The sequence below is a fragment of the Methylobacterium amylolyticum genome (assembly GCF_030700245.1).
GTDB lineage: Bacteria > Pseudomonadota > Alphaproteobacteria > Rhizobiales > Beijerinckiaceae > Methylobacterium.
This window is the reverse complement of sequence record NZ_JAUYZI010000052.1, coordinates 1-23,948: the sequence shown is the minus strand read 5'-3', so window position 1 is coordinate 23,948 and position 23,948 is coordinate 1. Positions and strand designations below refer to the sequence as shown.

30 protein-coding genes are annotated in these 23,948 nt (G+C 72.8%); 11 read left to right on the top strand and 19 right to left on the bottom strand.

Going from position 1 to position 23,948, the window contains the following annotated elements:
* The first annotated feature begins 2 nt into the window (after positions 1 to 2).
* Genes Q8W71_RS26595 through Q8W71_RS26585 form a run of 3 tightly spaced genes read left to right on the top strand, consistent with a single transcriptional unit; the run spans position 3 to position 2,138 of the window.
* The gene (locus tag Q8W71_RS26595; RefSeq protein ID WP_305528426.1) at positions 3 to 593 is read left to right on the top strand and encodes a DUF447 domain-containing protein; all 591 of its coding nucleotides are present in this window, start codon (positions 3 to 5) and stop codon (positions 591 to 593) included.
* 22 nt (positions 594 to 615) lie between these two features.
* Positions 616 to 1,149 carry an SRPBCC family protein gene (locus Q8W71_RS26590; protein WP_305528425.1) on the top strand — a complete coding sequence of 178 codons (534 nt, stop codon included), beginning with the start codon at positions 616 to 618 and terminating at the stop codon, positions 1,147 to 1,149.
* The gene (locus Q8W71_RS26585) at positions 1,146 to 2,138 is read left to right on the top strand and encodes a YncE family protein (protein ID WP_305528424.1); all 993 of its coding nucleotides are present in this window, start codon (positions 1,146 to 1,148) and stop codon (positions 2,136 to 2,138) included. The genes Q8W71_RS26590 and Q8W71_RS26585 overlap by 4 nt, the downstream gene beginning before the upstream one ends.
* Before the next feature lie 103 nt (positions 2,139 to 2,241).
* On the opposite strand, the gene Q8W71_RS26580 is transcribed toward Q8W71_RS26585, so the two are convergent.
* The 4 genes from Q8W71_RS26580 to Q8W71_RS26565 form a co-directional block, all read right to left on the bottom strand.
* Entirely contained in the window at positions 2,242 to 2,883 is a 642-nt protein-coding gene (locus Q8W71_RS26580) for a Shedu immune nuclease family protein (protein ID WP_305528423.1), read from the bottom strand.
* Entirely contained in the window at positions 2,883 to 3,362 is a 480-nt protein-coding gene (locus Q8W71_RS26575; protein ID WP_305528422.1) for a hypothetical protein, read from the bottom strand. Before Q8W71_RS26575 ends, Q8W71_RS26580 begins: the two co-directional genes overlap by 1 nt.
* A gap of 333 nt (positions 3,363 to 3,695) precedes the next feature.
* On the bottom strand, positions 3,696 to 3,896 hold the full coding sequence (locus Q8W71_RS26570; protein ID WP_305528421.1) for a hypothetical protein: 201 nt from the start codon (positions 3,894 to 3,896) through the stop codon (positions 3,696 to 3,698).
* A gap of 105 nt (positions 3,897 to 4,001) precedes the next feature.
* Complete coding sequence (locus Q8W71_RS26565; protein ID WP_370875548.1) at positions 4,002 to 5,189, bottom strand: alpha/beta hydrolase family protein; 1,188 nt, start codon at positions 5,187 to 5,189, stop codon at positions 4,002 to 4,004.
* 250 nt (positions 5,190 to 5,439) lie between these two features.
* Between Q8W71_RS26565 and Q8W71_RS26560 the strand changes: the two genes are divergently transcribed.
* Positions 5,440 to 5,943 carry a ferritin-like domain-containing protein gene (locus Q8W71_RS26560; RefSeq protein ID WP_305528420.1) on the top strand — a complete coding sequence of 168 codons (504 nt, stop codon included), beginning with the start codon at positions 5,440 to 5,442 and terminating at the stop codon, positions 5,941 to 5,943.
* A 30-nt stretch (positions 5,944 to 5,973) separates the two neighbouring features.
* Here Q8W71_RS26560 and Q8W71_RS26555 read toward each other — a convergent pair whose 3' ends face one another.
* The 6 genes from Q8W71_RS26555 to Q8W71_RS26530 all read right to left on the bottom strand — a co-directional run bounded on the left by Q8W71_RS26555 (position 5,974) and on the right by Q8W71_RS26530 (position 9,593).
* Entirely contained in the window at positions 5,974 to 6,174 is a 201-nt protein-coding gene (locus Q8W71_RS26555; protein ID WP_305528419.1) for a hypothetical protein, read from the bottom strand.
* Positions 6,175 to 6,270: 96 nt separating this feature from the next.
* Positions 6,271 to 6,714: a response regulator gene (locus Q8W71_RS26550; RefSeq protein ID WP_305528418.1), complete on the bottom strand. Its 444-nt coding sequence runs from the start codon at positions 6,712 to 6,714 to the stop codon at positions 6,271 to 6,273.
* A gap of 164 nt (positions 6,715 to 6,878) precedes the next feature.
* On the bottom strand, positions 6,879 to 7,745 hold the full coding sequence (locus tag Q8W71_RS26545; RefSeq protein WP_305528417.1) for a dienelactone hydrolase family protein: 867 nt from the start codon (positions 7,743 to 7,745) through the stop codon (positions 6,879 to 6,881).
* A gap of 92 nt (positions 7,746 to 7,837) precedes the next feature.
* Positions 7,838 to 8,236, bottom strand: coding sequence for a hypothetical protein (locus Q8W71_RS26540; protein ID WP_305528416.1), 399 nt, complete (start codon positions 8,234 to 8,236; stop codon positions 7,838 to 7,840).
* A 111-nt stretch (positions 8,237 to 8,347) separates the two neighbouring features.
* Complete coding sequence (locus Q8W71_RS26535) at positions 8,348 to 8,839, bottom strand: DUF192 domain-containing protein (RefSeq protein ID WP_305528415.1); 492 nt, start codon at positions 8,837 to 8,839, stop codon at positions 8,348 to 8,350.
* A gap of 157 nt (positions 8,840 to 8,996) precedes the next feature.
* Positions 8,997 to 9,593 (bottom strand): cold-shock protein, encoded by a 597-nt coding sequence (locus Q8W71_RS26530; RefSeq protein ID WP_305528414.1) that lies wholly within the window; start codon positions 9,591 to 9,593, stop codon positions 8,997 to 8,999.
* A 359-nt stretch (positions 9,594 to 9,952) separates the two neighbouring features.
* On the opposite strand from Q8W71_RS26530, the gene Q8W71_RS26525 reads away from it, so the two are divergent.
* Entirely contained in the window at positions 9,953 to 10,936 is a 984-nt protein-coding gene (locus Q8W71_RS26525; RefSeq protein WP_370875549.1) for a DUF1624 domain-containing protein, read from the top strand.
* 58 nt (positions 10,937 to 10,994) lie between these two features.
* On the opposite strand, the gene efp is transcribed toward Q8W71_RS26525, so the two are convergent.
* Positions 10,995 to 11,561 carry an elongation factor P gene (efp, locus tag Q8W71_RS26520; RefSeq protein WP_305528412.1) on the bottom strand — a complete coding sequence of 189 codons (567 nt, stop codon included), beginning with the start codon at positions 11,559 to 11,561 and terminating at the stop codon, positions 10,995 to 10,997.
* Between the two features lie 156 nt (positions 11,562 to 11,717).
* Between efp and epmA the strand changes: the two genes are divergently transcribed.
* The 5 genes from epmA to Q8W71_RS26495 all read left to right on the top strand — a co-directional run bounded on the left by epmA (position 11,718) and on the right by Q8W71_RS26495 (position 16,146).
* On the top strand, positions 11,718 to 12,779 hold the full coding sequence (gene epmA, locus Q8W71_RS26515; RefSeq protein ID WP_305528411.1) for an EF-P lysine aminoacylase EpmA: 1,062 nt from the start codon (positions 11,718 to 11,720) through the stop codon (positions 12,777 to 12,779).
* The gene (locus Q8W71_RS26510) at positions 12,776 to 13,819 is read left to right on the top strand and encodes a lysine-2,3-aminomutase-like protein (protein WP_305528410.1); all 1,044 of its coding nucleotides are present in this window, start codon (positions 12,776 to 12,778) and stop codon (positions 13,817 to 13,819) included. Before epmA ends, Q8W71_RS26510 begins: the two co-directional genes overlap by 4 nt.
* Before the next feature lie 77 nt (positions 13,820 to 13,896).
* Positions 13,897 to 14,508, top strand: a complete 612-nt coding sequence (locus Q8W71_RS26505) for a glutathione S-transferase family protein (RefSeq protein WP_305528409.1) — start codon at positions 13,897 to 13,899, stop codon at positions 14,506 to 14,508.
* Between the two features lie 78 nt (positions 14,509 to 14,586).
* Positions 14,587 to 15,234: an RraA family protein gene (locus tag Q8W71_RS26500; protein WP_305528408.1), complete on the top strand. Its 648-nt coding sequence runs from the start codon at positions 14,587 to 14,589 to the stop codon at positions 15,232 to 15,234.
* A gap of 60 nt (positions 15,235 to 15,294) precedes the next feature.
* A complete protein-coding gene (locus tag Q8W71_RS26495; RefSeq protein WP_305528407.1) occupies positions 15,295 to 16,146 on the top strand; it encodes a YdcF family protein in 852 nt (283 codons plus the stop codon).
* On the opposite strand, the gene Q8W71_RS26490 is transcribed toward Q8W71_RS26495, so the two are convergent.
* From Q8W71_RS26490 to Q8W71_RS26460, 7 genes are all read right to left on the bottom strand, one after another.
* Positions 16,059 to 16,385, bottom strand: a complete 327-nt coding sequence (locus Q8W71_RS26490) for a DUF3253 domain-containing protein (protein WP_305528406.1) — start codon at positions 16,383 to 16,385, stop codon at positions 16,059 to 16,061. The genes Q8W71_RS26495 and Q8W71_RS26490 overlap by 88 nt on opposite strands.
* Positions 16,382 to 17,137: a DUF599 domain-containing protein gene (locus Q8W71_RS26485; RefSeq protein WP_305528405.1), complete on the bottom strand. Its 756-nt coding sequence runs from the start codon at positions 17,135 to 17,137 to the stop codon at positions 16,382 to 16,384. The genes Q8W71_RS26490 and Q8W71_RS26485 overlap by 4 nt, the downstream gene beginning before the upstream one ends.
* Before the next feature lie 73 nt (positions 17,138 to 17,210).
* On the bottom strand, positions 17,211 to 17,510 hold the full coding sequence (locus Q8W71_RS26480; protein WP_305528404.1) for an acylphosphatase: 300 nt from the start codon (positions 17,508 to 17,510) through the stop codon (positions 17,211 to 17,213).
* A 71-nt stretch (positions 17,511 to 17,581) separates the two neighbouring features.
* Positions 17,582 to 18,013 (bottom strand): gamma-glutamylcyclotransferase family protein, encoded by a 432-nt coding sequence (locus Q8W71_RS26475; protein WP_305528403.1) that lies wholly within the window; start codon positions 18,011 to 18,013, stop codon positions 17,582 to 17,584.
* A 327-nt stretch (positions 18,014 to 18,340) separates the two neighbouring features.
* Positions 18,341 to 20,344, bottom strand: coding sequence for an acetyl-CoA carboxylase biotin carboxylase subunit (locus Q8W71_RS26470; protein WP_305528402.1), 2,004 nt, complete (start codon positions 20,342 to 20,344; stop codon positions 18,341 to 18,343).
* A gap of 100 nt (positions 20,345 to 20,444) precedes the next feature.
* On the bottom strand, positions 20,445 to 20,885 hold the full coding sequence (locus tag Q8W71_RS26465; protein WP_305528401.1) for a hypothetical protein: 441 nt from the start codon (positions 20,883 to 20,885) through the stop codon (positions 20,445 to 20,447).
* A gap of 162 nt (positions 20,886 to 21,047) precedes the next feature.
* Entirely contained in the window at positions 21,048 to 21,644 is a 597-nt protein-coding gene (locus Q8W71_RS26460; protein ID WP_305528400.1) for a L,D-transpeptidase, read from the bottom strand.
* 164 nt (positions 21,645 to 21,808) lie between these two features.
* Here Q8W71_RS26460 and Q8W71_RS26455 point away from each other — a divergent pair, with 164 nt between their 5' ends.
* A complete protein-coding gene (locus Q8W71_RS26455; RefSeq protein WP_305528399.1) occupies positions 21,809 to 22,738 on the top strand; it encodes a histone deacetylase family protein in 930 nt (309 codons plus the stop codon).
* A 64-nt stretch (positions 22,739 to 22,802) separates the two neighbouring features.
* Here Q8W71_RS26455 and Q8W71_RS26450 read toward each other — a convergent pair whose 3' ends face one another.
* A complete protein-coding gene (locus Q8W71_RS26450; protein WP_305524427.1) occupies positions 22,803 to 23,741 on the bottom strand; it encodes an IS110 family RNA-guided transposase in 939 nt (312 codons plus the stop codon).
* Positions 23,742 to 23,948 lie beyond the last annotated feature (207 nt).

Genomic DNA, 23,948 nt, shown 5'->3' with positions numbered 1-23,948 from the left:
AAATGCCGCTGATCCTGGAGACGATCGTCACGACGCTGTCGCCGGAGGGCGAATTGCACCTCGTGCCCTTCGGGCTGATCGCCGAGGACGACGCCACCGTGCTCGCCCCGTTCCGGCCCTCGCCGACGATCCGCAATCTCGAAGCCAGCCCCTACTTCGCCGCGTCGAGCCCCCGCGACGTGCGGGTGATCGCGGGCGCCGTTACCGGCCGGCGCGACTGGCCGACGCTGCCCTGCGACGCGATCCCCGGACGGCGGCTCGCCGACAGCTTCGGCCACGCCGAGTACGAGGTCGCCGCGGTGGAAGAAGACGCAACCCGCCCGCGCTTCCGCGGCCGGACGCGGCACGTGGCCGCGCACGCGCCGTTCATCGGCTACAACCGCGCGCAAGGCGCGGTGCTGGAGGCGGCGATCCTGTCCACGCGGCTCCACATGCTGGAGCCCGCGAAGGTGTTGACGGAGATGGCCTACCTCGCCATCGCGGTCGCCAAGACCGCCGGTCCGCGCGAGCGCGAGGCCTGGGGCTGGATCGAGGACAAGGTCGCCGCGGCTCTCGGGCCCGAGGCCCGGATCTTCGGCCGGGAGGACCGCTGAGCGCGGCAGGAGAGGACAGAAGATGAAGAAAATCACCCTGGCCACGGCGGCGATGGCCGCTCTGGTGGCCGTCACGGCCCAGGCCCACGGGCCGACCCGGCGCAAGACCGCGGAGTCGATCGAGATCAACGCGCCGGCCGACAAGGTCTTCAAGGTCGCCGCCGACTGGAAGGACGCCGGCTGGATGCAGGGCGTCACCAAGACCGAGACGCAAGGGGACGACCCGGCCAAGTCCAAGCGCACCCTGACGCTCAAGAGCGGCAACACGATGGTGCAGACCGGCGGCAAGTACAAGCCGGACGACCGCCTGTTCATGTTCTACATCGACAAAGTCGACGTGAAGGACCTGCCGGCCAACGACTATTCCGGCACGATCACGGTCGAGCCGCAGGGCGACGCCAAGTCGAAGGTCGAGTGGAAGGCGGCGTTCTACCGCGGCTATATGAACAACGACCCGCCGGCCGAGCTGAACGACGAGAATTCCGAGAAGGCCGTCAAGGCCTGGATGAAGCAGAGCCTGGAGAACCTGAAGGCCAAGGTCGAGAAAGGCTCGTGATCCGCGCGCGGGGTCCGGCGGCGCGCGCCGCCGGCCTCCTGCTGGCCGCCAGCCTCCTGCTGGCCGCCAGCCTCCTGCCGGTCGCGAGCGCCCGCGCCGAGCCGGCGCGGGAGGCGGTGGTCACCGTTCAGCTCGGCAACGCCGTCGAGGTGGTGGACCTCGCGACCCGCACGGTCGCCCGGCGCATCCCCGTCGACGGCGCGCCCGCGGGGATCGCCCTGTCGCCGGATCGCAGGCGCGCCTACGTCACCCGGCCGGAGGGGCACGGGCTCGCGGTGATCGACCTCGACGCCGGCCGCGTCACCGCCGAGGTGCCGCTGCCCGGCGGCCCGCTCGGCATCGCCGCCGACCCGCGCGGCGGCACGGTCTACGTGGCCGACTGGTACGGGACGCGCCTGTTCGTGCTGGTCGAGCGCGACGGCGCGCTGGCCCTGGATGGGGAGATCGCGGTCGGCGCCTCGCCGTCGGGCATCGCCGTGAGCCCGGACGGCGCCACCCTCTACGTCGCCAACCGCGAGGCCGACACGGTCTCGGTGGTGGACGCGCGGGCCCGGCGCGAGACCGCGGTGATCCCGGTCGGCCAGCACCCGTTCGGCATCACGCTCGATCCCGCCGCGGGCCGCGCCTACACCGCCAACGTCACGGGCGACGACGTGTCGGTGATCGACCTGACGACCGCCCGCGAGATCGGCCGGGTGCCGACCGGGCGGCGGCCCTACGTCGTCGCCCTGGCGGCGGGCCGCGGCTTCGTCACCAACCAGTACGCCAACAGCGTCACGGCCTTCGACCTCGCCACCCTGAAGCCGCTGGCCGAGATCGAGGTCGGCGACCACCCCGAGGGCATCGCCGCCGACCCCGAGACCGGCCGCCTCTACGTCGCCGACTGGGGCGACAACGCGCTGACGGTGATCGACGCGCGCACGCTCAAGACGGTGTCGGAGATCCCGGTCGGCAACGGGCCGCGCGCCTTCGGCGATTTTCTGCGGTGATCCGGACGGCACGCGGGCGAAGGCGGGTTCGCCGTCGCTCGCGCCGACGGCGCAGCGGTAACCGGAAACGGCACGGAAAGGGCGAGCCGGTCGGCAGCCCCGGTCAGGATGCCGCGTGATCCATCTTCCTGAGGCCGAGCCAGGTCTCGAAGTCGCGGTAGAGCTCGTCGAACGTCACGAGGGTCAGCGTGAAGCTGTCGGCCTTCACCTTGTTCCGCCGCCACTCCCAGCGGTCTCTGCGGACCGTCGTCGACAGCGAGGTCGAGCGTCCGATGACGAGGACGCCCACGATATTGGGCCGCTCACCGCCGAAGGCGTCCACATAATCGCCGGTCCTGCGGTAGTGATCCAGCGCCCAAGTCCAATCGACGATCTGGCTGAATCCCTTCTCGAAGGCGCGCGACCAAGTATCGATCCCGCGCTCGCCATCCTCGAAGATGTGGCGGTCGGATGCCCCCTCGAACTCGATCAGGCAGATGTTGTCGGTGCCAGCGCGCCGGACGGTCAGATCGGTCCGAAAGTGAGGGAGGATTCGAAACTCGCGCCTGATCAGGTCGCCGATACCGAGGCGGGCGTTGTACTGTCCCATCATCGCGCAGAGATTGGACCACCGCTTGAAGCTGGCGAGCACCTGAGAGCGCTCGGCGAGATCGGCATTGGTGTCGAGGAGCGTCTTGAATTCGGCCAGTTCAGCTTCGGCATCCGCCAGACAGAACGTATGTCCGTCGAAATGCCGCCTCGCCATCAGCCGTGCGCGACGATCGAGGTGATGACCACGGAATCGCCCTCGCTCTTGAAGACGACGCGCAGGTCGCCTGCCCGCGCAACGAAGGCGTTGTCGACGCCGACGATCCTCTCCGCTCGTGCGGGGTCGAGCACGCTCGCCTTGATCGCCGCCAGCGCGGCGGCCGCCTCCGTCTTGCTGGACGGGTGTAGCGACGAAACCATGTTCGCCACCGCGTTGCTGACGAGCACGCGCCGCGTGCTCGAGCCCGTCGTCCGTCGCTGTGCCGTGGCCATCTTCCACCCCAGACCTGAGCGAGGTAGCCGCAGGATAAGGGTGGCCGATATGGCCGTCCACTGCGCTTCCCCACCGGCCTCAACCGAGCGGGAGGCGAAGGTGCGCTTCGATTCCGTGATCCGGATCCGGAGATCCGAACCCTTCAGGCGCGCGAGGCCGCCACGGGTATCGATGGCGGGGGCAGAGGCGCGATCCGCGCCCACACTGTACAACGGTATCGAACGGTGCCCACGCCAAGATGGCATGGCAACCGGCCCGTTGGACGACCCAGGGCTCCGAACTCGGGTTAACGCCGGGTCACCTCGGCTGCGATCCACCACCACCGTCATTCCGGGGCCGCGCAGCGGAGCCCGGAATCCAGAACCACAGGGCGTGCCGGGCATGGCTGTCGTCGGCGTTTCTGGATCCCGGGCTCGCCTCCGGCGCCCCGGGATGACGGCGTGCGTGTCAGAACCGGCGACAAACACGCTGCGGATGTGTCACGTTCATCCGAGTTCGGAGCACTGTTGGACGACCGGGCCGGCCAGCGCGCGCCCTCAGCCCGGGCGGCGCTGCGGCGCCCGCCGGTAGGCGACGCGGGCGGCGACCAGGGCCGTGCCGATCTGGAGGAAGCCGCTCTCGCCGAGATCCGGCGGGGCGAGGTGCGACTGGATCAGCAGGCGGGTCAGCGCGTTCAGGGCGATCAGCGCGAGGCAGAAGGCGGCGGCGGCGAGCAGGGTGGCGACGAATTCGGGCATGGCTTCCCGTTCCGCGTGTGGCGGGGGAAGCTTAGCAATCTACGCGCCAGGGTCCAGCGGCCGCGCCTCCCGGGTGTCGGACGATCCGTTCCCCATGCGCCCCGATCAGCGCCGGGCCGGCGTCGGCGGGGCGTTCTGGGCGGCGGGTGCGGCCCGAGGCACCTCGACCGACAGGCGCTTGACCGGCCAGCCGTCGCTCCACCGCTCCATGTCGGCGAGGCGGGGGTTGTTCTTCAGGGAGGCCGCGTCGGCGCCGGCGAACGCGGCGGCGGCGGCGAGGTCGAAGGTCTTCCAGAACCCGAGATAGTCGGTGGCGTCGACCCGGGCGGCGTTGATCTGCGAGACCAGCGTCTGCTGCTCGCCCGAGAGCGACATGTCGGCCGACCAGCGGAACGGCGGCGGCTTGGGCGCGTCCTTCGGCTCGGCCGGGGGCTTGATCGCGCCGCCGTCGTAGGCCGCGTCGACCCCGGCCGGCGCGGCGAGCGTCGCGGTGAGCGCGGGGAAGCCGTGATCGTCCGACAGCGCCCGCACGAACAGCTTGCGGTCGGTGGGCACCGCGCCGGCCTCGCGCAGGAGCCGCTTGGCGGCGGCGTCGGCCGCGCGGGACTCCTTGTCGCCGACCATCGCCACGAGCAGGGTGCCCGGGTCGATCGTGCCGAGATCGGCGAGCGGGATGCCGCGCGATTTCGGCCCGCTGGCGATGCCGCCGGGCACGGCCGCGAAGACGAGCTTCGGCACCGGCAGGTCCTGGGCCTTCGCGCCCGCGGCCATGTCCAGGGCGAGCGGCGCGCCCGCGAGGTGGCCGATCAGCGCGAAGCGGGTCCGGTCGGGCCGGGCCTCGGAATCCCCCGCCAGCTCGGCGAGCGCCGCCTTGACGAGGTCGTCGGCGATCTTCGGCGCGTCGGCGGGCCGGGTCCGGTTCGGTTCCTGGAAGCGCGGGAACAGCACCAGCCATCCCTGCCGGACGAGATGATCGATCCAGGCGCCGTAGCTCTGCGGGTTGGTGGCCCCCCAGCCGTGCAGGAACACCACCGTCGGCCGGCCGGAGGCGGGTGCGGGGCCGGAGGCGTAGAAGGCGTAGGTCAGCGCGCTCGGGCGCCCGAGCGCCCGCTTGACGATCGTGGCCTTGCGGTCGCCCGCCCCGCCGGGCCCGTCGGCGGGCTGCACCGGCGGCGTCGCGGCCCGGGCCGCGAGCGTGCTTAGGCTCAGCGCGCCGAGGATCAGCATCCCCACGGTGAGCGCCCCTGAGGCGAGGCTCGCGGGGCGCGGGCCGCGGAGGGCTGGGAGACGCATGACGGGCTCGACGTGAGAAGGCTGACCGGACCGGCGCCGGAGGCCGTTCCATAGCAGATTCGGCGCCCTTGGCGATGCGACCGCCATCCCGCGCACGGGAGGATCCGGCACGGGCCTCAAGGCTCCCCGCCGAGGCGGACCTCGGCAGGGCGCTCACGGGGAACTTGGCGGTGCGCCGGGGGGGTTTTCTGGCAGACCGGCAGGCTCGCCCCGCGCGCCTGCGCCCGACCCATCCGACGAGGAGAACCCCGTGGACACGCGCGACATCTACGTCACCGCCCTCAAGAACACCCACGCCCTGGAGATGCAGGCGCTCCAGATCATGGAGCGGCAGGTGGAGCGGCTGCAACGCTACCCGGAGATGGAGCAGGCCCTGCGCCGCCACATCCAGGAGACGCACGGCCAGCGCGACCGGCTGGAGGAGGCGCTCCAGGGCCTCGGCGACAGCCCGTCCGTGATCAAGGAGGGGTTCCTCGGCTTCGTCGGCAACATGATGGCGCTCGGCCACACCCCGGCGCAGGACGAGATCCTGAAGAACGCTTATGCCAACCACGCCTTCGAGAACTTCGAGATCGCCGCCTACGAATCGCTGCTGACCATCGGCGAGGCGGCCGGGCAGCAGGCGCACGCGACCGCGTTCCAGCAATCGCTGCGGGAGGAGCAGGCGATGGCGCAGGCGGTGCGCGAGCTGATCGGGCCGACGACGCGGCGCTACGTCGAGCTGACCACCTCCGGCGAGAAGGCCGACCGCTGAGCCGGATCGCCGTTCAGTCGGTCTCGCCGTTCAGTCGGTCTCGCCGTCCGGGGACGCCGGGCCGTCGAGCTGGCACGCCAGGGCGAGGAGCACGTCCGGCAGGTCGGCCGCCTCGTCGCCGTAGCGGGCGCGCAGGGCGTCGCCGATCGCGTCGACCAGAGCGTTATCCGGCGTCCCGGCCGCTCCGGGGCGCCGGTGCGAATCGGCGAGGTTGTCGGCGACGATCTTCATGGCGGCGTGCGGAGCGGTTCGAGCGGCGGGATCCGGCGCGCCAGCGCCCGGACCCGCGTCAACGCGCCGCGCCCGGCCCGTTTCCGGGCCTCGCCATCACGTCTGCGGGACCAGCTTGCCGCCGGGGCCGATCATCGCCGGCCCGTCGCCGCCCGGCCGGCCCGCCGCCTGCTCGACCCAGGCCAGGATGTCCTCCGCCCGCCAGGGCTTGGGAATGAAGGTCGCCGACACCCGCAGGTCGCTCGGCTGGTCGCCCGCGTCGCCGGAGGTGAGCAGCACGCGCACCCGCGGCCAGGTCACGCCGATGATGCGCGCGAGTTCGAACCCGCCGATCGGACCGGGCGTGCGCACGTCGGAGAACACGACGCTGACCTCGTCGCCCCGGTCGTTCAAGATGGCGAGCGCGCGGTCGGCGGTCTCGGCCTCGATCACCGTGAAGCCGGTATCCTCCAGCAGGGTCGCAGCCAGGAAGCGCTCGTCGGGCTGGTCTTCCACGACGAGGATCACGGGCTTCTGTCCGGGCTGTACCGCGTCGCTCATGGGCCGGGACACTTCCACTCGGGCTGAACGGGCGGGCGCAGCGATCGGTTCAACGCCCTAAACGTCGCGCCCGGCCGGATCCGCGCACGCCCGGATGCTCCTGCGAGTGTTGCACAATCCTTAAGTTGAGGCCGTGTCCCGCGGGGCACAGCACCCCGGGAAGATCAGACGCCGTGGGCTTTGAGAAAGGCCAGCGCCCGGTTCCAGCCGTCCTCCGCGGCGGCCTTACGGTAGCTCGGCCTGTAGTCCGCGTGGAAGCCGTGCGGCGCCTCGGGATAGATCACCAGCTCGACGCTCTTGCCGGCCGCCTTGGCGCGGTCGCGGGCCTCCTCGACCATCGCGACCGGGATGCCCGCGTCGGCGCCGCCGTAGAGGGCGAGCAGCGGCGCGTTGATCTCGGTCACCACGTCGCCCGCGGTGCGGGGCTGGATGGGGGTGCGCTCGCCGCCGAGCTGGCCGTACCACGCCACCGCCGCCTTCAGGTCATGCCGGTGGGCGTCGTAGAGCCACGCGGCCCGCCCGCCCCGGCACCAGCCCATCACCGCGAGCCGCGCCCCGTCGCCCTTGGCGGCCGAGACCGCCCAGGCGGCCGCGGCGTCGAGGTCGGCGATCCACTGCGCGTCCGGAGTCTTCGAGATCACCTCGCGGACGATCGTCTGCGCGTCGGTCATCGTCGAGAGGTCGCCCTGCCGGGCGTAGAGTTCGGGCGCGACCGCGCAGTAGCCGGCCTTGGCCAGCCGCCGGCAGATGTCCTTGATGTAGTCGTGGACGCCGAAGATCTCCTCGACCACCAGCACCACCGGGAACGGGCCGGCGCCCTCCGGCACGGCCCGGTAGGCCGGCATCGGCCCGTCGGCGGCCGGCACCTTCACCTCGCCCGCCTCGATGCCCGCCGCGTCGGTGCGGATCGCCTGCGCCTCGACCCGGGTGGTGGCGAGCGTCAGCCCGCTCATCAGGCTGGTCATCACGAAGCCGCGGCGCGAGAGCGGCGGCACGGTCAGGCTGTCACGGCTGATAAAGGCGTCGTCCACGGCGCTCCCCCTCGGTCGTCCACGGTCGGAACAGGGCTAACCGGCAGGCCTCACCCGGGTCAATCGAGCCGCCGCGTCGGGCGCCGAGGGCGTCAGGCCCCCGCGGCGGCGAGCGCCCGCGCCGGCCGGGGGACGGGGGCCGGAACGGCGGCCTCGCGGGGGCAGAGCAGGTCGGCCAGCGGGGCGAAGCCCTCGGTGACGGGCCCGTCGACCGCGCGGATGCCGTAGCCAAGGGCGAACGAGCGGGTGAGGTCAGCGTCGCGCTCGATCCCGAACCGGTCGAGGGCGGCCAGGAACGCCTCGCGGAACAGGCTCGGGCGGCACCAGCGCTTCTCGGCCATCTGGAGCGGCCAGTCCCACAGCCGCTCGGCGCGGCGGGCCGCCAGCACCGCCCGGTCGATGAAGTAGCCGGTGCCGCTGTGCTCCAGCCCGTCGGGCTGGACCGACCACTCCGCGTTGCGGAACAGCTCGACCGTCGTCGCGTCGCTCATCGGGAACCTCCCCCGGTCCGGCGCATCCGGAACGTTTCCGGAACACTGGCCCGAATCGGGGGTGCGGTCAAGATGACGTTCGTGTTGCGTTCGCGGTCGTGACGCCCGCCGTCAGCGCTTGCGGAACATCGGGTGCTCGACCCGGTCGCCGGCCTGGATCCCGAGGCGCGCGGCGGTGCCGGCGTTGAGCTCCAGCACGGCGAGCACCGGGCCGCCCGAGGGGATGATCGCGGTCGAGAGCGGCTCGGTGTCGGCGGCGACCCGGCTCACCGTGCCGTCGGGGCGGATGAACACCATGTCGAGGGGCAGGTAGGTGTTCTTCATCCACATGGTGACCGGGGCGTCGCGCTCGAAGTCGAACAGCATGCCGTGGTCGGGGGCCATGTGGCGGCGGAACATCAGGCCGCGGGAGCGGCCGGCATCGTCGCGCATCACCTCCACGTCGAAGCGGTGGGCGCCGTTGCCGGAGCGGATCGTCAGCGGCTCGGTCGGCACCTGCGCGGGACGGACCGCCGTCTGCGCCGATGCGGGCGCCGCGGGGCCGAGCCCGGGGGCGAGGCCGGCGCAGGCGAGCGCCAGGAGGAGGCGGGACACGGGTTTCACGGATCAAGCCTCGCGCGGATCTTCGGGGCAGGCGCCCCGGCCCGACGGCACATAGCGCGCCGGCCCGGGCCGCGTAGGCGGAGCGTCGGTGCGGTGCGGGGCCGGTGTCAGTGCGGGGTCGGTACAGGGCGAGATTTGGGTCAGTGCGGGGCCCGGGTCAGTGCGAGACCGGCAGCGCGCCGTCGATCAGCCGGACCTCGGCGGCCATCACGCCCTTCGAGCCGTCGCCGTAGCGGACCAGCACCGCCTCGCCGGGCTTCAGCTCGGCGATGCCGTAGCGGCGCAGGGTCTCCATGTGCACGAAGATGTCGGGCGTGCCGTCGCCGCGGGTGAGGAAGCCGAAGCCGCGCAGGCGGTTGAACCACTTCACCACCGCCGTCTCCAGGCCGCTGGTCGGCGTCACCGTCACGTGGGTGCGCGGCATCGGCAATTCGGAGGGGTGGAGCGCCGAGGACTGGTCGAGGGAGACCACCCGGAACGCCTGCCAGCCGCGGGGGCGCTCCACCGCCTCGACGACGATCCGGGCGCCCTCGCTCGCCGCCTGGAACCCGTCCCGGCGCAGGCAGGTGACGTGGAGCAGCACGTCCGGCGTGCCGTCGTCGGGCACGATGAAGCCGAAGCCCTTGGCCACGTCGAACCACTTGATGCGGCCGGCGATCTCGACGAGGTGCAGCGGCTCCTCGGCGCGCTGCCCACCACGCGCGTCGGCGCTCGCCTCGGGGATCTCGGGCCCGGATCCGCGTTCGTCAGACATCGCCGAACCAACCCACTCGAATCACACCACGCACGTCCGAGAGAAGATTAACGAAGTCCTGACTCCCTGGAAGCCCATTTGCCCGGCAGCATCGCCCGCGGGCGATGCAATCTCGGGGCGGGCGGCACGACCGCAACAGTCGCCCGGCCGTGCGCGGAAACCCGCGATCCGCGCAAACGCAAGATTTGGCGCGCGATTTTCGGAACCGGTGCCCGTCGAGACGGCGGTCGCGGGGGCGGCCCGCAACCTTCACGTTTTCGAGAGGATCCGAAGGTCGCGCGCGCGGTGGCGCGAGCGCCGGCGCCGTGGTTTGAGGCGCCATGGACGTTCCCCCGCACGCCCCCGCGCCGCCGCGCGCCATCCCGGATCCGGAGGCGCCGCCGCCGCCGCTGCCGCGCCTGCCCGTCGTCGACGCGGCCCGGGCCGCCGCGCTGCTGGCGATGGCCGCCTACCACACCCTGTGGGACCTCGGGCACCTGCGGCTGACCCCGGAGAACCTCGCCGTCACGCCGCTGGGCCACCGGGCGGCGGAGGGCATCGCCGGCACGTTCCTCCTGCTCGTCGGGGTCGGGCTGGTGCTGATGAACGGGCGCGGGGTGCGCTGGCCGCCGACCCTGCTGCGGCTCGCGCGGATCGCGGCCGCCGCGGGCCTCGTGACGCTGGGGACGTGGATCGCCTTCCCCGGCACCTACGTGTTCTTCGGGGTGCTGCACTGCATCGCGGCGGCGAGCCTCATCGGGCTGCCGTTCCTGTTCCTGCCGGTGCCCGCGGTGATCCTGGCGGCGGCCGCCGTGCTCGCCGCGCCGCTCGTCGTGCACGGAGCGCTGTTCGACGCCCCCGTCCTGGCCTTCCTCGGCCTCGGGGCGCGGCCGGTGCAGACCAACGACTACGTGCCGCTGTTCCCGTGGTTCGGGGTGGTGCTCGCCGGGATCGCGCTGGGCCGCCTCGGGCTGCCGCACCTGCACCGCTCGCGGCTCGGGGCGTGGGCCCCGCGGGGGCGGACCGGCCGCGCCGCGGTCTTCGCGGGCCGGCACAGCCTCGCGCTCTACCTCGTCCACCAGCCGGTGCTGCTCGGCCTGCTGTTCGGCCTCGCGCAGATCACCGGCCCGCACCCGCGCGCCGGGCTGAAGGCGTTCCGGGCGGACTATCTCGCGATCTGCACCCGCACCGGCGGCCCGCCCGAGACCTGCCGGATCGCCGCCCGCTGCACCAGTCAGGCGCTCGTCCGCGAGGACCTGTTCCGGGACGACGGCCGGCCCTTCACCCTGCCCGAGCGGGCCCGGGCGCAGGCGCTGTCGCGGGCCTGCTACGCGGCCGCCGAGGGCGGGGCGCCGCCGCCGTGACGGCGCGGCGCCTCGGGGCCCCTCCCTCGCCGCGATGCCGCAGCCAAGTGGAAAAAGATCAGTCCTTCGCGCGCTCGACGTAGGAGCCGTCGGCGGTCATCACCACGACCCGGGTGCCGGCGGCGATGTGGGGCGGCACCGAGGTGCGCACGCCGTTCGACAGCACCGCGGGCTTGTAGGAGGACGAGGCGGTCTGGCCCTTCAGCACCGGCTCGGTCTCGGCGACTTCGAGGGTCACGCGCTGGGGCAGCTCGATCGTCAGCGGCGTGCCGTTGTGGACCGAGAGCATCACCGCCATGCCCTCCTGGAGGTAGGGGGCGGCGTCGCCGACCACGTCCTCCGGGACCGCGATCTGCTCGTAGTTCTCGGGGTTCATGAAGTGGAACCCCTCGCCGTCGTTGTAGAGGAAGGTGTGCTCCCGGTCCTCGACGAAGGCGCGCTCGACCTGCTCGGTGGTGCGGTAGCGCTCGGAGACCTTCACGCCGTCGGTGATCCGGCGCATGTCGAGCTGCGTCACCGGGGTGCCCTTGCCGGGGTGGATGTTCTCCGCGAACAGGATCACGTAGAGCTTGCCGTCCCGCTCGACGACGTTGCCCTTGCGGAGGGTTGAGGCGATCACCTTCACGGGGAATGGTCCTGCATTGACAAGGCGGGGCGGCGGGCGCCAAGCGCTCAGGGCCGCATCTCGGGTCCCGCCCTAGCCCATCTGCCGGCCCGTTGCCAGCGGCCGGGCGCGGGCCCCACCGCATGCCCCTCGATCGATCCTCCGCCCGTGCGATCCTTGCCCGCGACTGACCCGCCCTCCCCCTGGTGGTCGCCCGCCCGCCACGCCGACCGGCGGCCGCGGCTGATCCTGCGCAACCGGATGCTGGCGGCCCTGCGGGCGTGGTTCGCCGCGCGCGACTTCGTCGAGGTCGAGGCCGCCTGCCTCCAGGTCTCGCCCGGCAACGAGGCGCACCTGTCCGCCTTCGCCACCGAGGCGGTCGGGGCGAGCGGGGCGCGCACGGCCCTCTACCTGCACACCTCCCCGGAATTCGCCTGCAAGAAGCTGCTGGCCGCCGGCGAGGCGCGGCCGTTCAGCGTGGCGCGGGTGTTCCGCAATCGCGAGCGCGGCCCGCTGCACCACCCCGAATTCACGATGCTGGAATGGTATCGGGCCCGGGAGCCCTACGGCGCGCTGATGCGGGACTGCGCCGACCTGCTGGCGCTCGCGGCCGAGACGGCGGGCGTCCGGCACCTCGCCCACCGGGGCCGGGAGGCCGACCCCTTCGCCGAGCCCGAGCGGCTGACGCTGGCCGAGGCCTTCTCGCGCCATGCCGGCATCGACCTGCTGGCGACGGTTACCCCGGACGGTTCGACCGACCGCGATGGCCTCGCTGCCGCGGTGGCGGGGGCCGGCCTGCGGGTGGCCGACGACGACACCTGGGCCGACCTGTTCTCGCGGGTGCTGGTGGCCCGGATCGAGCCGGGCCTCGGGATCGGCCGGCCGACGATCCTGTGCGAGTACCCCGTGAGCGAGGCGGCGCTCGCCCGGCCGTCGCCGGCGGATCCGCGGGTCGCCGAGCGGTTCGAGCTCTACGCCTGCGGGGTCGAGCTCGCCAACGCCTTCGGCGAGCTGACCGACCCGGACGAGCAGCGGGCCCGCTTCACCGCCGAGATGGCGGTCAAGCAGCGCGTCTACGGCGAGACCTACCCGATCGACGAGGATTTCCTGGACGCGCTCGGCCAGATGCCCGAGGCGTCGGGGATCGCGCTCGGCTTCGACCGGCTGGTGATGCTGGCCTGCGGCGCCCCGCGGATCGACGACGTGCTCTGGACACCGGTGGCGGGGACGGCACCGTGAACCGGACCCTGCGCAGCCCCGAGGATCTCGCCGCCGCCGGCCTGCTGCCGGCGGACGCCGCGGAGTCCCTGCGCGCCGTGCTCGCCCGCTACGCCGTGGCGATCACCCCGGACATGGCCGAGCTGATCGAGCCGGACGACCCCGCCGACCCGATCGCCCGCCAGTTCGTGCCGCGGGCCGAGGAGGTCGCGAGCGCGCCCGAGGAGCGGGCCGACCCGATCGGCGACGCCGCGCACGCGCCGGTGCCGGGCATCGTCCACCGCTACCCCGACCGGGTGCTCCTGAAGCCGCTGCACGTCTGCCCGGTCTACTGCCGGTTCTGCTTCCGCCGCGAGATGGTCGGCCCGGACGGGCTCGGCACGCTCACCGACGCGGAGCTGGATGCCGCGCTCGGCTACATCGCGGATACGAAAGAGATCTGGGAGGTGGTGCTGACCGGGGGCGACCCGTTCGCCCTGTCGCCCCGGCGGCTCGGGCTGATCGCCGAACGGCTCGCCGCGATCCCGCACGTGCGGGTGCTGCGGGTCCACACCCGCGTGCCGGTGGTGAGGCCGGCTCTGGTCACCGGGGCGCTGGTCGCCGGTCTGAAGCGATTCGGGGGGGCGGTGTTCGTGGCGCTGCACGCCAACCACCCGCGGGAATTCGGCCCCGCCGCCCGGGCCGCCTGCGCCCGGCTCGTTGATGCCGGCGTGCCGATGGTCAGCCAAACGGTGCTGCTGCGGGGCGTCAACGACGACCCCGGGACGCTGGAGGCGCTGATGCGCGCCTTCGTCGAGAACCGGATCAAGCCCTACTACCTGCACCACGGCGACCTCGCGCCGGGCACCGGCCACCTGCGCACGGATCTCGTCGAGGGGCAGGCGCTGATGCGGGCCCTGCGCGGCCGCCTCTCCGGCCTCGCGCAGCCGACCTACGTCCTCGACATCCCCGGCGGGTACGGCAAGGTGCCGGTCGGGCCGGGCTACCTGCGGCAGGGCGACGACGGGCTGCGGGTGACCGACCCGGAGGGGGGCGAGCACCGCTATCCGCCGGAGGAATAGCGTCGGACCCAGGGGTCTCCCGTCAGCCCTCGTCGCTGCGGTGATCTGGTAGAGAGGGCGCGGAGGATGCGAACACCATGAGAAAGCTCTGGGGCCGGCTCACCTCGGTGAACGTGCAGAAGGCGGTCTGGGGCCTCGACGAGGCCGGATTGCCCTACGAGCGCGTCGAGGCCGGGGGCGCGCACGGGGTCGTGAACGACCCCGCCTACCGGGCCATGAACCCGAACGGGCTGGTGCCGACGCTGGAGGAGGACGGGTTCGTCCTGTGGGAATCGAACGCGATCCTGCGCTACTGCGCCGTCCTCTCCCCGGCCCTGGCACTGCCGGAGGAAGCGCGCGCGCGCGCCCATGTCGAGCAGTGGCTGGACTGGCAGGCCACGAGCTTCACCCCGGCCATGCGCGACGCGTTCTGGCAGCTCTTCCGGACGAAGGAGCCGGATCGGGCGCTGGTCGAGGCCTCGATCGCCAAGGGCGAGGCGATGGCCACGATCCTCGACGCGCATCTCGAAGGCCGGGACTTCGCGGTGGGCGGGGCCTTCGGCATCGCCGACATCGCGCTCGCCTGCGCCGCCCACCGCTGGCTGAACCTGCCGACCGCCCGGATCGAGCGCCCGGCGCTGCGGCGCTGGTACGAGCGGCTGGCGGCGCGGCCCGGGGCGCGGCAGGCGCTGGCGGAGCCGATCGCCTGACGCCTTGTCCGCGCCCGCGCGCGATCCACCTCCCCCCGGCCTGACACAGACGGGCCCGACGCGGCCCCGGAGCCCACGATGTCGATCGACCCCACCCTGCGCGACGCGCTCGCGGCCGTCACCCCGGCGAGCCTCGCCCGCGCGCTGACGCGGGCGGGCCTGCGCGCCTTCAGCCCCCGCGGCCTCGCGGCCAACTCGGGCAGCGCGACGGCGGTGGGGCCGGCGCACACCCTGCGGATGGTGCCGGCCCGCGGCGAGGGCGCGGGCGACCTCGCGGGCGCGATCGAGGCGGTGCCGGCGGGCGCCGTGGTGGTGATCGATGCCGGGGGCTCCGGGGTGCCGCTGCCCTTCGCCGCGATCCTGGCGGCGCGGCTCTCCAGCCGCGGGGCGCTCGCGCTCGTCACCGATGCGGGCCTGTCGGAGGACGTCGCCCTGCCGGCCTGGAGCGCGGCCGCGACCGCCGAGGGCGGCCTCGTGCTCGCCGCGACGGGGGAGCCGGTGGCCGTGCGCGGCGCGGCGATCCACCCGGGCGACATCGTCGTGTGCGCGCCCGCGGGCGTGGTGGCGGTGCCGGCCGAGCTGGCCGAGCAGGTCGCCCTGGAAGCGGTCGAGCAGCAGCGCCTCGACCTGTGGCTCCAGCGGGAGGTGGAGCGGGGCGGCCGCCTCGACGGGCTGCTGCCGCCGGACACCGACGCCCGCGCCCGGTTCGAGGCCGAGACCCGCTGAGCCGGGCGCGCGCGCGGCCGGTCTCCGCCGGCCCGGAATCCGATCGAGCCCGAGGCGCCGGTGTTCTTCGTCCTCTCCAAGGTGATCTACTTCCTGATCACCCCCTCGAACTTCCTGATCTTCTGCACGCTCGCCGGGGTCGGGCTCGCGGCCGCGACCCGGCTGCGCCGGACCGGCCTCGGGCTCGCCGGGTTCGGCGCCGTGGGCCTCGCGGTGGGCGGCCTGTCGCCGCTCTCGGAGATGGTGCTGCTGCCGCTGGAGCAGCGCTTCCCGCAATATCCGGCCGACGGGCCGGCGCCCGCCGGGATCGTCGTGCTCGGCGGCGGCATCGAATCCGGCCTGTCGGAGGCGCGCGATCAGGTGATCGTCAACGAGGCGGGGGAGCGGCCGATCTACTTCGCCGACCTCGCCCGCCGGTTCCCGGGGGCGCGGCTCGTGTTCTCGGGAGGCAGCGGCTTCGTCGGCGGCGGCGTCTCCGAGGCCGACATCGTCAGCCGCCACGCCGACGTGCTCGGCCTGCCCCGCTCCCGGCTGATCCTGGAGAACCGCTCGCGCAACACCCACGAGAACGCGGCGTTCTCGGCCGCCCTGGTCAAGCCCAAGCCCGGGGAGCGCTGGCTGCTCGTCACCTCGGCCTGGCACATGCCGCGGGCGATGGGCTGCTTCCGGGAGGCGGGCTTCACCGTCGACGCGTTTCCCGTCGATTACGGCACCCGCGGCTGGCGCGACGTGACCCGGCTGCACGGCTTCAGCTCGGACGGGCTGCTCCAGCTCGACCTCGCGGTGAAGGAGTGGGTCGGCCTGATCGCCTACCGGCTCGCCGGCTACACCCCGGACTGGCTGCCGGGCCCCGAGGCGCCGTCCGAGGCACCCATGCCGGCCGATCCGCCGGCGGGCAGCGCCAGCCGGTAGATCCCGCGGAAGTCGTCCGGATCGACCGGGCGCCCCTTGCGCAGGATGGCGATCTCGCCCGCGTGCGCGAGTCGCACCGCCACCCGCCGCACCGGCTGCATCAGCGGCCCCCAGCCGTCCGGGTGCGGGCCGCCGAGCGCCCGGGCGACCTCGGAGGGGCAGACCGTCTTGTCCGCGCCGCGCTCGGCCACGAGCCGCAGCATCGTCGCCGTGATCTCCGCGTCCTGCGCCGCGCTCATTCCCCATCCTCCTCGATCGCGGCGAGCGGGCCCTCGTCCGGCCCCTCCCCCAGTCCCAGCAGCGCCGTGCGGATGCCGGAGGCGAACTGGCGCCGCCACATCACCGCCACCACCCCGGTCGTCGAGACGAACAGGATATAGGGGCTCACGAACCAGCCGAGATAGGCGAGCGCGAAGAAGAACGCCCGCTGGCCCCGCGCGAAGTGGCCGCCCGCGGCGACGTTCATCACCGCGACCCGGCGCACCGCCCGGGTCATCTCGGCCTCCGAGGCCGTGCCCCTCGACGGCACCGCGCCGAGCAGGATGGCGGCGTAGTTGAACAGCCGGTAGGCCCAGGCGAACTTGAAGAAGGCGTAGACGAACACCACCGCGAGCCCGGCGACCTTCAGCTCCCAGGTCACCCGGTTGGCGACCGTGCCGAACGGCAGCGTCGCGAACATGTTCAGCACGTCGTCGCCCGAGCGCGACAGGGTCAGCACCGAGCCCAGCGCGATCAGCGAGGTCGAGGCGAAGAAGGCGGTGCCGTTCTGGAGGGAGGCGTTGATCTGCGTGTCCACCACCCGGTTGTCGCGGCCGATCACCTGCCGCGCCCAGTTCGCCCGGTGGCGGTTCATGATCTGGGTCAGCGACACCATCCGCCCGCGCAGGCGGCCGACCGACAGGCCGTACCCGACCCAGGCGGCGATGAAGTAGGCGAGCGCCCCGAGATCGACGGGCGAGAAGGCGGCGCCCGCGGTGGACAGGTCGATCATGGTCTCCGGCGATTCCCGCGAAGCGGCGCCCATAGCAAGCGGGCGGCCGCGACTGAAGGCGCCCGGACGCGCCTCAGCCCCGCAGGATCGCGAAGCCGGGCCGCGGCGGCGGCACCCCCTCCGTCACCGCGACGTCCGCCACCCGGGCACCGGCCGGCCCGGACCGGCACAGGCCGATCATCCGCTCGACGGCGGCGGCGGGGCCGCTGAACACCGCCTCGACGGCGCCGTCGTCCCGGTTGCGCACGCTGCCCGACAGGCCGAGGCGCTCCGCCGTCTCCCGGGCCCACATCCGGTACGACACCCCCTGGACGCGCCCGGTGATCGTCGCCGCCACGGTGCGTGTCTCGGCCGTCGCGTCGCTCGCCGTCATACCGTCCCTCCCCTCGTCCCGCGCGGCGGGATCCTCGGTAAGGCGGCGGGCCGGCCGCGGTTCCGGCCGGGTCACGGCGGCGCCCCGCGGCTCCAGCCCCGGATCTCGCGCAGATAGGCCGGGGGCAGTTGCGCCGCCTCGGCCGCCGCCGCCACCGCGTCGAGGTAGCCGGGCCGCGGCCGGCCGGGGGCCGTGGTGCGGCCGATATAGATCAGCGCCCGCCGCACGCCCGCCGCCGTGGTCACCGGCAGGCTCGCCTTCGCGTAGAGGCCGCCCGCCACCCCCTCGTACCGGTCGAGCGCCGGGATGTCGTCGCGGGCGAGGTCCCACAGTACCCCGTGCACGGTCCGGGCGGGGTCGCGCACCACCGAGGCGTAGCCCTCGCGCATGACGATGAAGCGGTGCCGCGGGAGCCGCCCCCGCCCGACGAGCCGCGACACGGGGCAGCGCAGGGCCATCGCGGCGGCGTCCATGTTGGCGCCGTAGGCGAAGTACAGGGGCATTCTTGCGACTGGGCGTCGGCCTCACTCGCCGCGTTCGCGGGCGCGCTTCACCGACCACTCGTTGGCGCGCATCGCGGCGTAGGCGAGGATCACGCCGACGGCCGGAATCACGAAGATGACGAAGATCTCGCCCGTACTCACGGTCGCAGGCTCCGAAGCACCCGTCTCGCGATCCAATGTATGCTGACGCCGGCGCAAAGCCAGAGCAGGACGAACAGCACCGTCGTCCATTGGAGAGGCGGCGCGCTCGCGACCCCGAAGCTCAGAGCCGTCGTCGGCGTGACGAAGCCGATCACCACGTAGGCCACCGCGCTCACCGCCCGCCCGTCAGGCGAATTCGAGGATCACCGCGTCGACGGCGAGGCTGTCGCCTTCCTTGGCGTGGATCTTCGAGACGGTGGCGTCGCGCTCGGCGCGCAGCACGTTCTCCATCTTCATCGCCTCGACCACGGCGATCGGCTCGCCGTTCTTCACCTCCTGGCCCTCGGCCACGAGGATCTGCTTGACGAGGCCGGGCATCGGGCAGAGCACCTGCTTGCCCGAGCCCGCCTGCTCCTTCACCGGCATCAGGGCGGCGAGCTCGGCCTCGCGGCGGGTGTAGACCCGCGCCTCGGCGGCCGCGCCCGCGTGCTGGAGGAACACGCCGTTGAGCAGGCCGCGCACCTGGATCGCGAGGCGGTGCCCGTCGATCGTGCCGATCCAGACCGGCTCGCCCGGCCGCCACGCGCTCTCCACGTGCAGGGCGCCGCCATCCGCCTCGGTGACGGTCACGCCGTCCCCCTCGGTCTCGACGGCCACCGGGTAGGGCCGGCCGGCGAGGATCACCACCCGGTCGCGCTCGAACGCGAACAGGCCGGGCGCCCGCATCTGGCCGGAGATGCCGCGCTTGCGCTGGTTGAGCTTGTGGTCGATCGCGGCGGCCGCGGCCATCATCCGCCGGGCGACCTCGCCCTCGGGCTCCGGCGCGCTGAAGCCGCCGGTGAACTCCTCGGCGATGAAGCCGGTGGACAGCCGGCCCTCGCGCCAGCGCGGATGCGCCATCAGCGCCGACAGGAACGGGATGTTGTGGCGGATGCCGTCGATGGCGAAGGCGTCGAGCGCCTCGGCCTGGGCCTCGATCGCCTCCAGACGCGTCGGCGCCCAGGTCACGAGCTTGGCGATCATCGGGTCGTAGTGGATGGCGATCTCGCCGCCCTCCTCGACGCCGGTGTCGTTGCGCACGATCGCGTGGCCCTGGCGGCCCTCCTCCGGCGGCTGGTACGTGGTGAGCCGGCCGATCGAGGGCAGGAAGTTGCGGGTCGGGTCCTCGGCGTAGACCCGGCTCTCCACCGCCCAGCCGTCGAGCTTCACGTCGGGTTGACCAAGGGGAAGCTTTTCGCCCGCGGCGACCCGGATCATCAGCTCGACGAGGTCGAGGCCGGTGATCATCTCGGTCACCGGGTGCTCCACCTGGAGCCGGGTGTTCATCTCCAGGAAGTAGAACGACTTGTCCTGGCCGGCGACGAACTCGACCGTGCCGGCCGAATCGTAGTTCACCGCCTTGGCGAGCGCGACCGCCTGCTCGCCCATCTTGCGGCGCGTCGCCTCGTCGAGCAGCGGCGAGGGCGCCTCCTCGATCACCTTCTGATTGCGGCGCTGGATCGAGCACTCGCGCTCGCCCAGGTAGATCACGTTGCCGTGCTTGTCGCCGATCACCTGGATCTCGATGTGGCGCGGGTCGGTGATGAACTTCTCCACGAACACCCGGTCGTCGCCGAAGGACGACGACGCCTCGGATTTCGCGCGGGCGAAGCCTTCCGCGACCTCGTCGGCCGAGTGGGCGATGCGCATGCCCTTGCCGCCGCCGCCCGCGGACGCCTTGATCATCACGGGGTAGCCGATCTCGTCGGCGATCTTGACCGCGTGCTCGGGGCTCTCGATCACCCCGAGGAAGCCCGGCACGGTCGAGACTTGCGCCGCGGCCGCCGCCTTCTTCGACTCGATCTTGTCGCCCATCGCGGCGATGGCTTGCGGGTTGGGGCCGATGAACACGATGCCGGCGGCCTCGAGCGCCTTGGGGAAGGCCTCGCGCTCGGACAGGAAGCCGTAGCCCGGGTGCACCGCCTGCGCGCCGGTCTGTCGGCAGGCATCCACGATCTTGTCGATGACGAGGTAGGACTGGGCCGCGGCCGCCGGGCCGATATGCACGGCCTCGTCGGCCATCGCCACGTGCACCGCGTCGCGGTCGGCGTCGGAATAGACCGCCACCGTCTTGATGCCCATCCGCCGCGCGGTCTTGATGACCCGGCAGGCGATCTCACCCCGGTTGGCAATCAGGATCTTGTCGAACATCGCGGGCCGCACTGCTTCGAGATCGCCGGATTCCGCACCGGCTTATCGGTCCCGATAGAGCAGATGCGCCGCCGACGGAAGCTGCGCCTTGGTATGGACCTCAGGCGGCGAGCGCGAACGTGACCCGATCCTTCGCCGGGACCTCGCGGATCCAGCGGTTCGCCTCCAGGGCGAAGGCGGTCAGCGATTCGGCCGACCCCTGCGCCTCGCGGACGATCTCCATGGCGATCCGGGCGCCGACCGGGCTCGGGCCGGTGCGGCCGCTGAGCGAGGCCTGGAGCCACGCGGCCGCGTCGCGGTCGATGTAGCCGGTGGCACGCTCGACCCACACGGCATAGTCGACGACGCTGGCGATGAGGAACTCGGCGAAGGCGTCCGAGCCGATCACCGCCCGCTCCAGGGCGATCAGGAGGTCGGCCTCCTCGCGGCTGGCGATCCCGTCCGGGATCACCTCGCGCTTCAGGACGATCAGGTCGTCGGCGCTGATCGTGCCGGCCGAGACGGCGTGGTTGCAGAACTGAGCGACGGAAATGGTGGTCATGATCCCCTGCCTCCCCGACCTGTTCTGCGGTCGGTGTTTGTCCCTGTGTGTATTCACATTACGGAGACACCTCCCAGCCGGAGGTTAACGGCAAGGTCTGAACCGATGTTCAGGTAAACGTAGGCCGAGCGAGCAGGCTTATTGGGACGTTGATCGCCAGCGTTACCGGACGATGACCGTGGCACCGACCGGCACGCGGTTGTAGAGGTCGACCACGTCGATGTTGCGCATGCGGATGCAGCCCGACGAGACCGCCTGGCCGATCTTCTCCGGCTCGTTGGTGCCGTGGATCCGGTAGAGCGTGTCGCGCCCCTTGTCGGACAAGTAGAGCGCCCGGGCGCCGAGGGGGTTGGCCGGGCCGCCCTGCATGGCGTGGACGTGCGGCCAGCGCTTGATCATCTCGGCGGGCGGGTTCCAGGCCGGCCACTCGGCCTTCCGGTCGATCGTGGCGGAACCGGTCCAGCCGTAGGCCTCGTCGCCGACCGAGACCCCGTAGCGCATCGCCTTGCCGCCCGGCAGGACGAGGTAGAGCTGCCGCTCCCTGGTCTCCACGACGATCGTCCCCGGTGCAGCCCGTGTCGGGTCGTCGATCTCGTAGCGGGCGAAGTGCGGGTCGAACTCCGCCTGGGGCACCAGCGCCATGTACTCCGCGTCCCGCGCCGACAGGGCGGGGTCCGGCACGCCCTTGAAGGTGCAGCCCGCGAGCAGCAGCGCGGCGGCGAGGGCCGGGATCACGGTGGGGGCGGGGCTGAGGCGCATCGGCGGGTCCTCGATCGTCGTGCCCCACCCTGCGGGCGGCCGTGCAAAGACTTCGATAACCATACGCTCGCCGGGCACCCCGCCGTAGTCCGCGCGTTGCGCCCGTGGCACATTGCCGGCTTCTGTGGCTCCCACGCGACAGGACCGCACCCGGGAGAGCGCCTGTGACGACGCTGTACGTGAGTCACCCCGCGAGCTTCGACCACGAGGTTCCGGACGGACATCCGGAGCGGCCGGCGCGGATGCGGGCGGTGGAGCGGGCGCTGGAGGACGAGCGCTTCGCCTGCCTCGTGCGCGCCGCCGCCCCCCGGGCCGAGCCGGAGACCGCCACGCTCGCCCACCCGCGCGCCTTCGTCGAGGCGGTGGCGGCGGCGGTGCCGGCGCGCGGCATGGTCGGGATCGATTCCGACACGGTGCTGTCGGCCGGCAGCCTGGAGGCGGCGCTGCGCGCGGTCGGCGGCGTGACCCACGCCCTCGACGCGGTGATCGCGGGCGAGTGCCGCAACGCCTTCGTCGCCATGCGCCCCCCCGGCCACCACGCCGAGCGCGAGCGGGCGATGGGCTTCTGCCTGTTCAACCACGCCGCCATCGGCGCCCGCTACGCGCGCAGCCGCCACGGGGCCGAGCGGGTGGCCCTGGTCGACTGGGACGTGCACCACGGCAACGGCAGCCAGGACATCTTCTGGGACGACGGCGCGGTGCTCTACGCCTCGACGCACGAGATGCCGCTGTTTCCCGGCACCGGCGCGGCCTCCGAGCGGGGCGAGAAGAACACGATCGTCAACGTGCCGCTGCGGGCGGGCGACGACGGCGCGACCTTCCGCGAGGCGTTCGAGGCCGGCATCCTGACGCGGCTCGAAGCGTTCCGGCCGGACGTGATCCTGATCTCGGCGGGTTTCGACGGGCACCGCCTCGACCCGCTGGCCAATCTCCGCCTGGAGGCCGAAGATTTCGGCTGGGCGACGCGCCGGCTGATGGAGCTGGCGGACCGCTGCGCGGGCGGGCGGATCGTCTCGGTGCTGGAGGGCGGCTACAGCCTGGAGGGGCTCGGCAAGTCGGTGGGCGCGCACGTGGACGCGCTGATGGGGCGGTAACCGCTACGACGCGCGCCGCCGTCTTCCCCCTCTTCCCTCTGCGGGAGAGCGACTGTCTGGGGTGTCAAGCGGGTTGGGGCAGAGCGGCACGGAGATCTCGGGCTTTTGCGTTGAGGCGCACGAGCAGCTTGTGGGCGAGGGCGACGCGGATGACCTTCTTGGGCTTGCCGGCTTGGCTCAACCGCTGATGGAAGGCTTGGAAGTCCGGTTCATGGCGGCGGACGATCTCGGCCACCACGAACAGGATGCCGCGCACGCTCGCGCGCCCGGCCCGGATCGGCCGCGGGCCGGTGCGGCGTCCGCTGTCGTTGGCCAGGGGGGCGAGGCCGGCGAGCTTGGCCGCCGCCTTGCCCGAGAGCGTGCCGATCTCGGGCATCTCGGCCATGAGCAGCGCCACCGTGCGGCCCGCCACGCCCTTGATCGTGCGGAACTCGGCCTCCAGCGCCGCCCAGAGCGGGTCGGCGGCGAGCGCTTCGGCGATCAGCGCCTCCAGGCGCCGGGTCTGCGCCGCGACCGCGGCCAGGATGGGCGCGAACGAGGCCAGGGCGTCCGGATCGGTGACGAGACGGGCTTGGTTGCTCTGGCTGACCTTGAGCGCGGTGAGCTGGCGCAGGCGGGTCACCAGGGCGGTCAGCCGGGCCTGCGCCGCCGAGGCGAGCGGGGTGGGCCGGACAGCCTTGACCTGCGCGTACCAAGCGATCAGCCCAGCATCGATCCGGTCGGTCTTCTCCAGCACGCCCATACCCTCGGCGAACCGGCGCACGGCGCGCGGGTTGAGCAGCGCGCAGGCGAGGCCCTCGCCCCAGAGCAGGCCGAACGCCAAGCGCTCGTAGCCGCCGGTGGCTTCCATGGCCACCACGTCGACCCGATGCGTCCGGCAGAAGGCGACGAGGTCGGCCAGACCCTCCGGCGTGTTGCGGCAGGTGTGTTCGGGCCCGTCCCGGCCCAGGCGGGCGACCAGGGTGTCGGCGCCGATGTCGACGCCACAGAGGATGCGTGTCACGGTGACCTGCCTTGTCCATGCGAGCGGCAATCGAGCGACTGTCCGGTCGTGCGTGACGAGGCGGCGTTCGGTCCCAAAGCTCTCCCACGGTTGTGGCCGGAGGGTGGGCGGGCGCCAAACGCCGCGCGCCGGGTGGGGTGGCCACCCCACCCGGCGCAGCCCCAATCTCAGCACATCACAGGGCCGCCTCCTAGATACAAGGGTGGC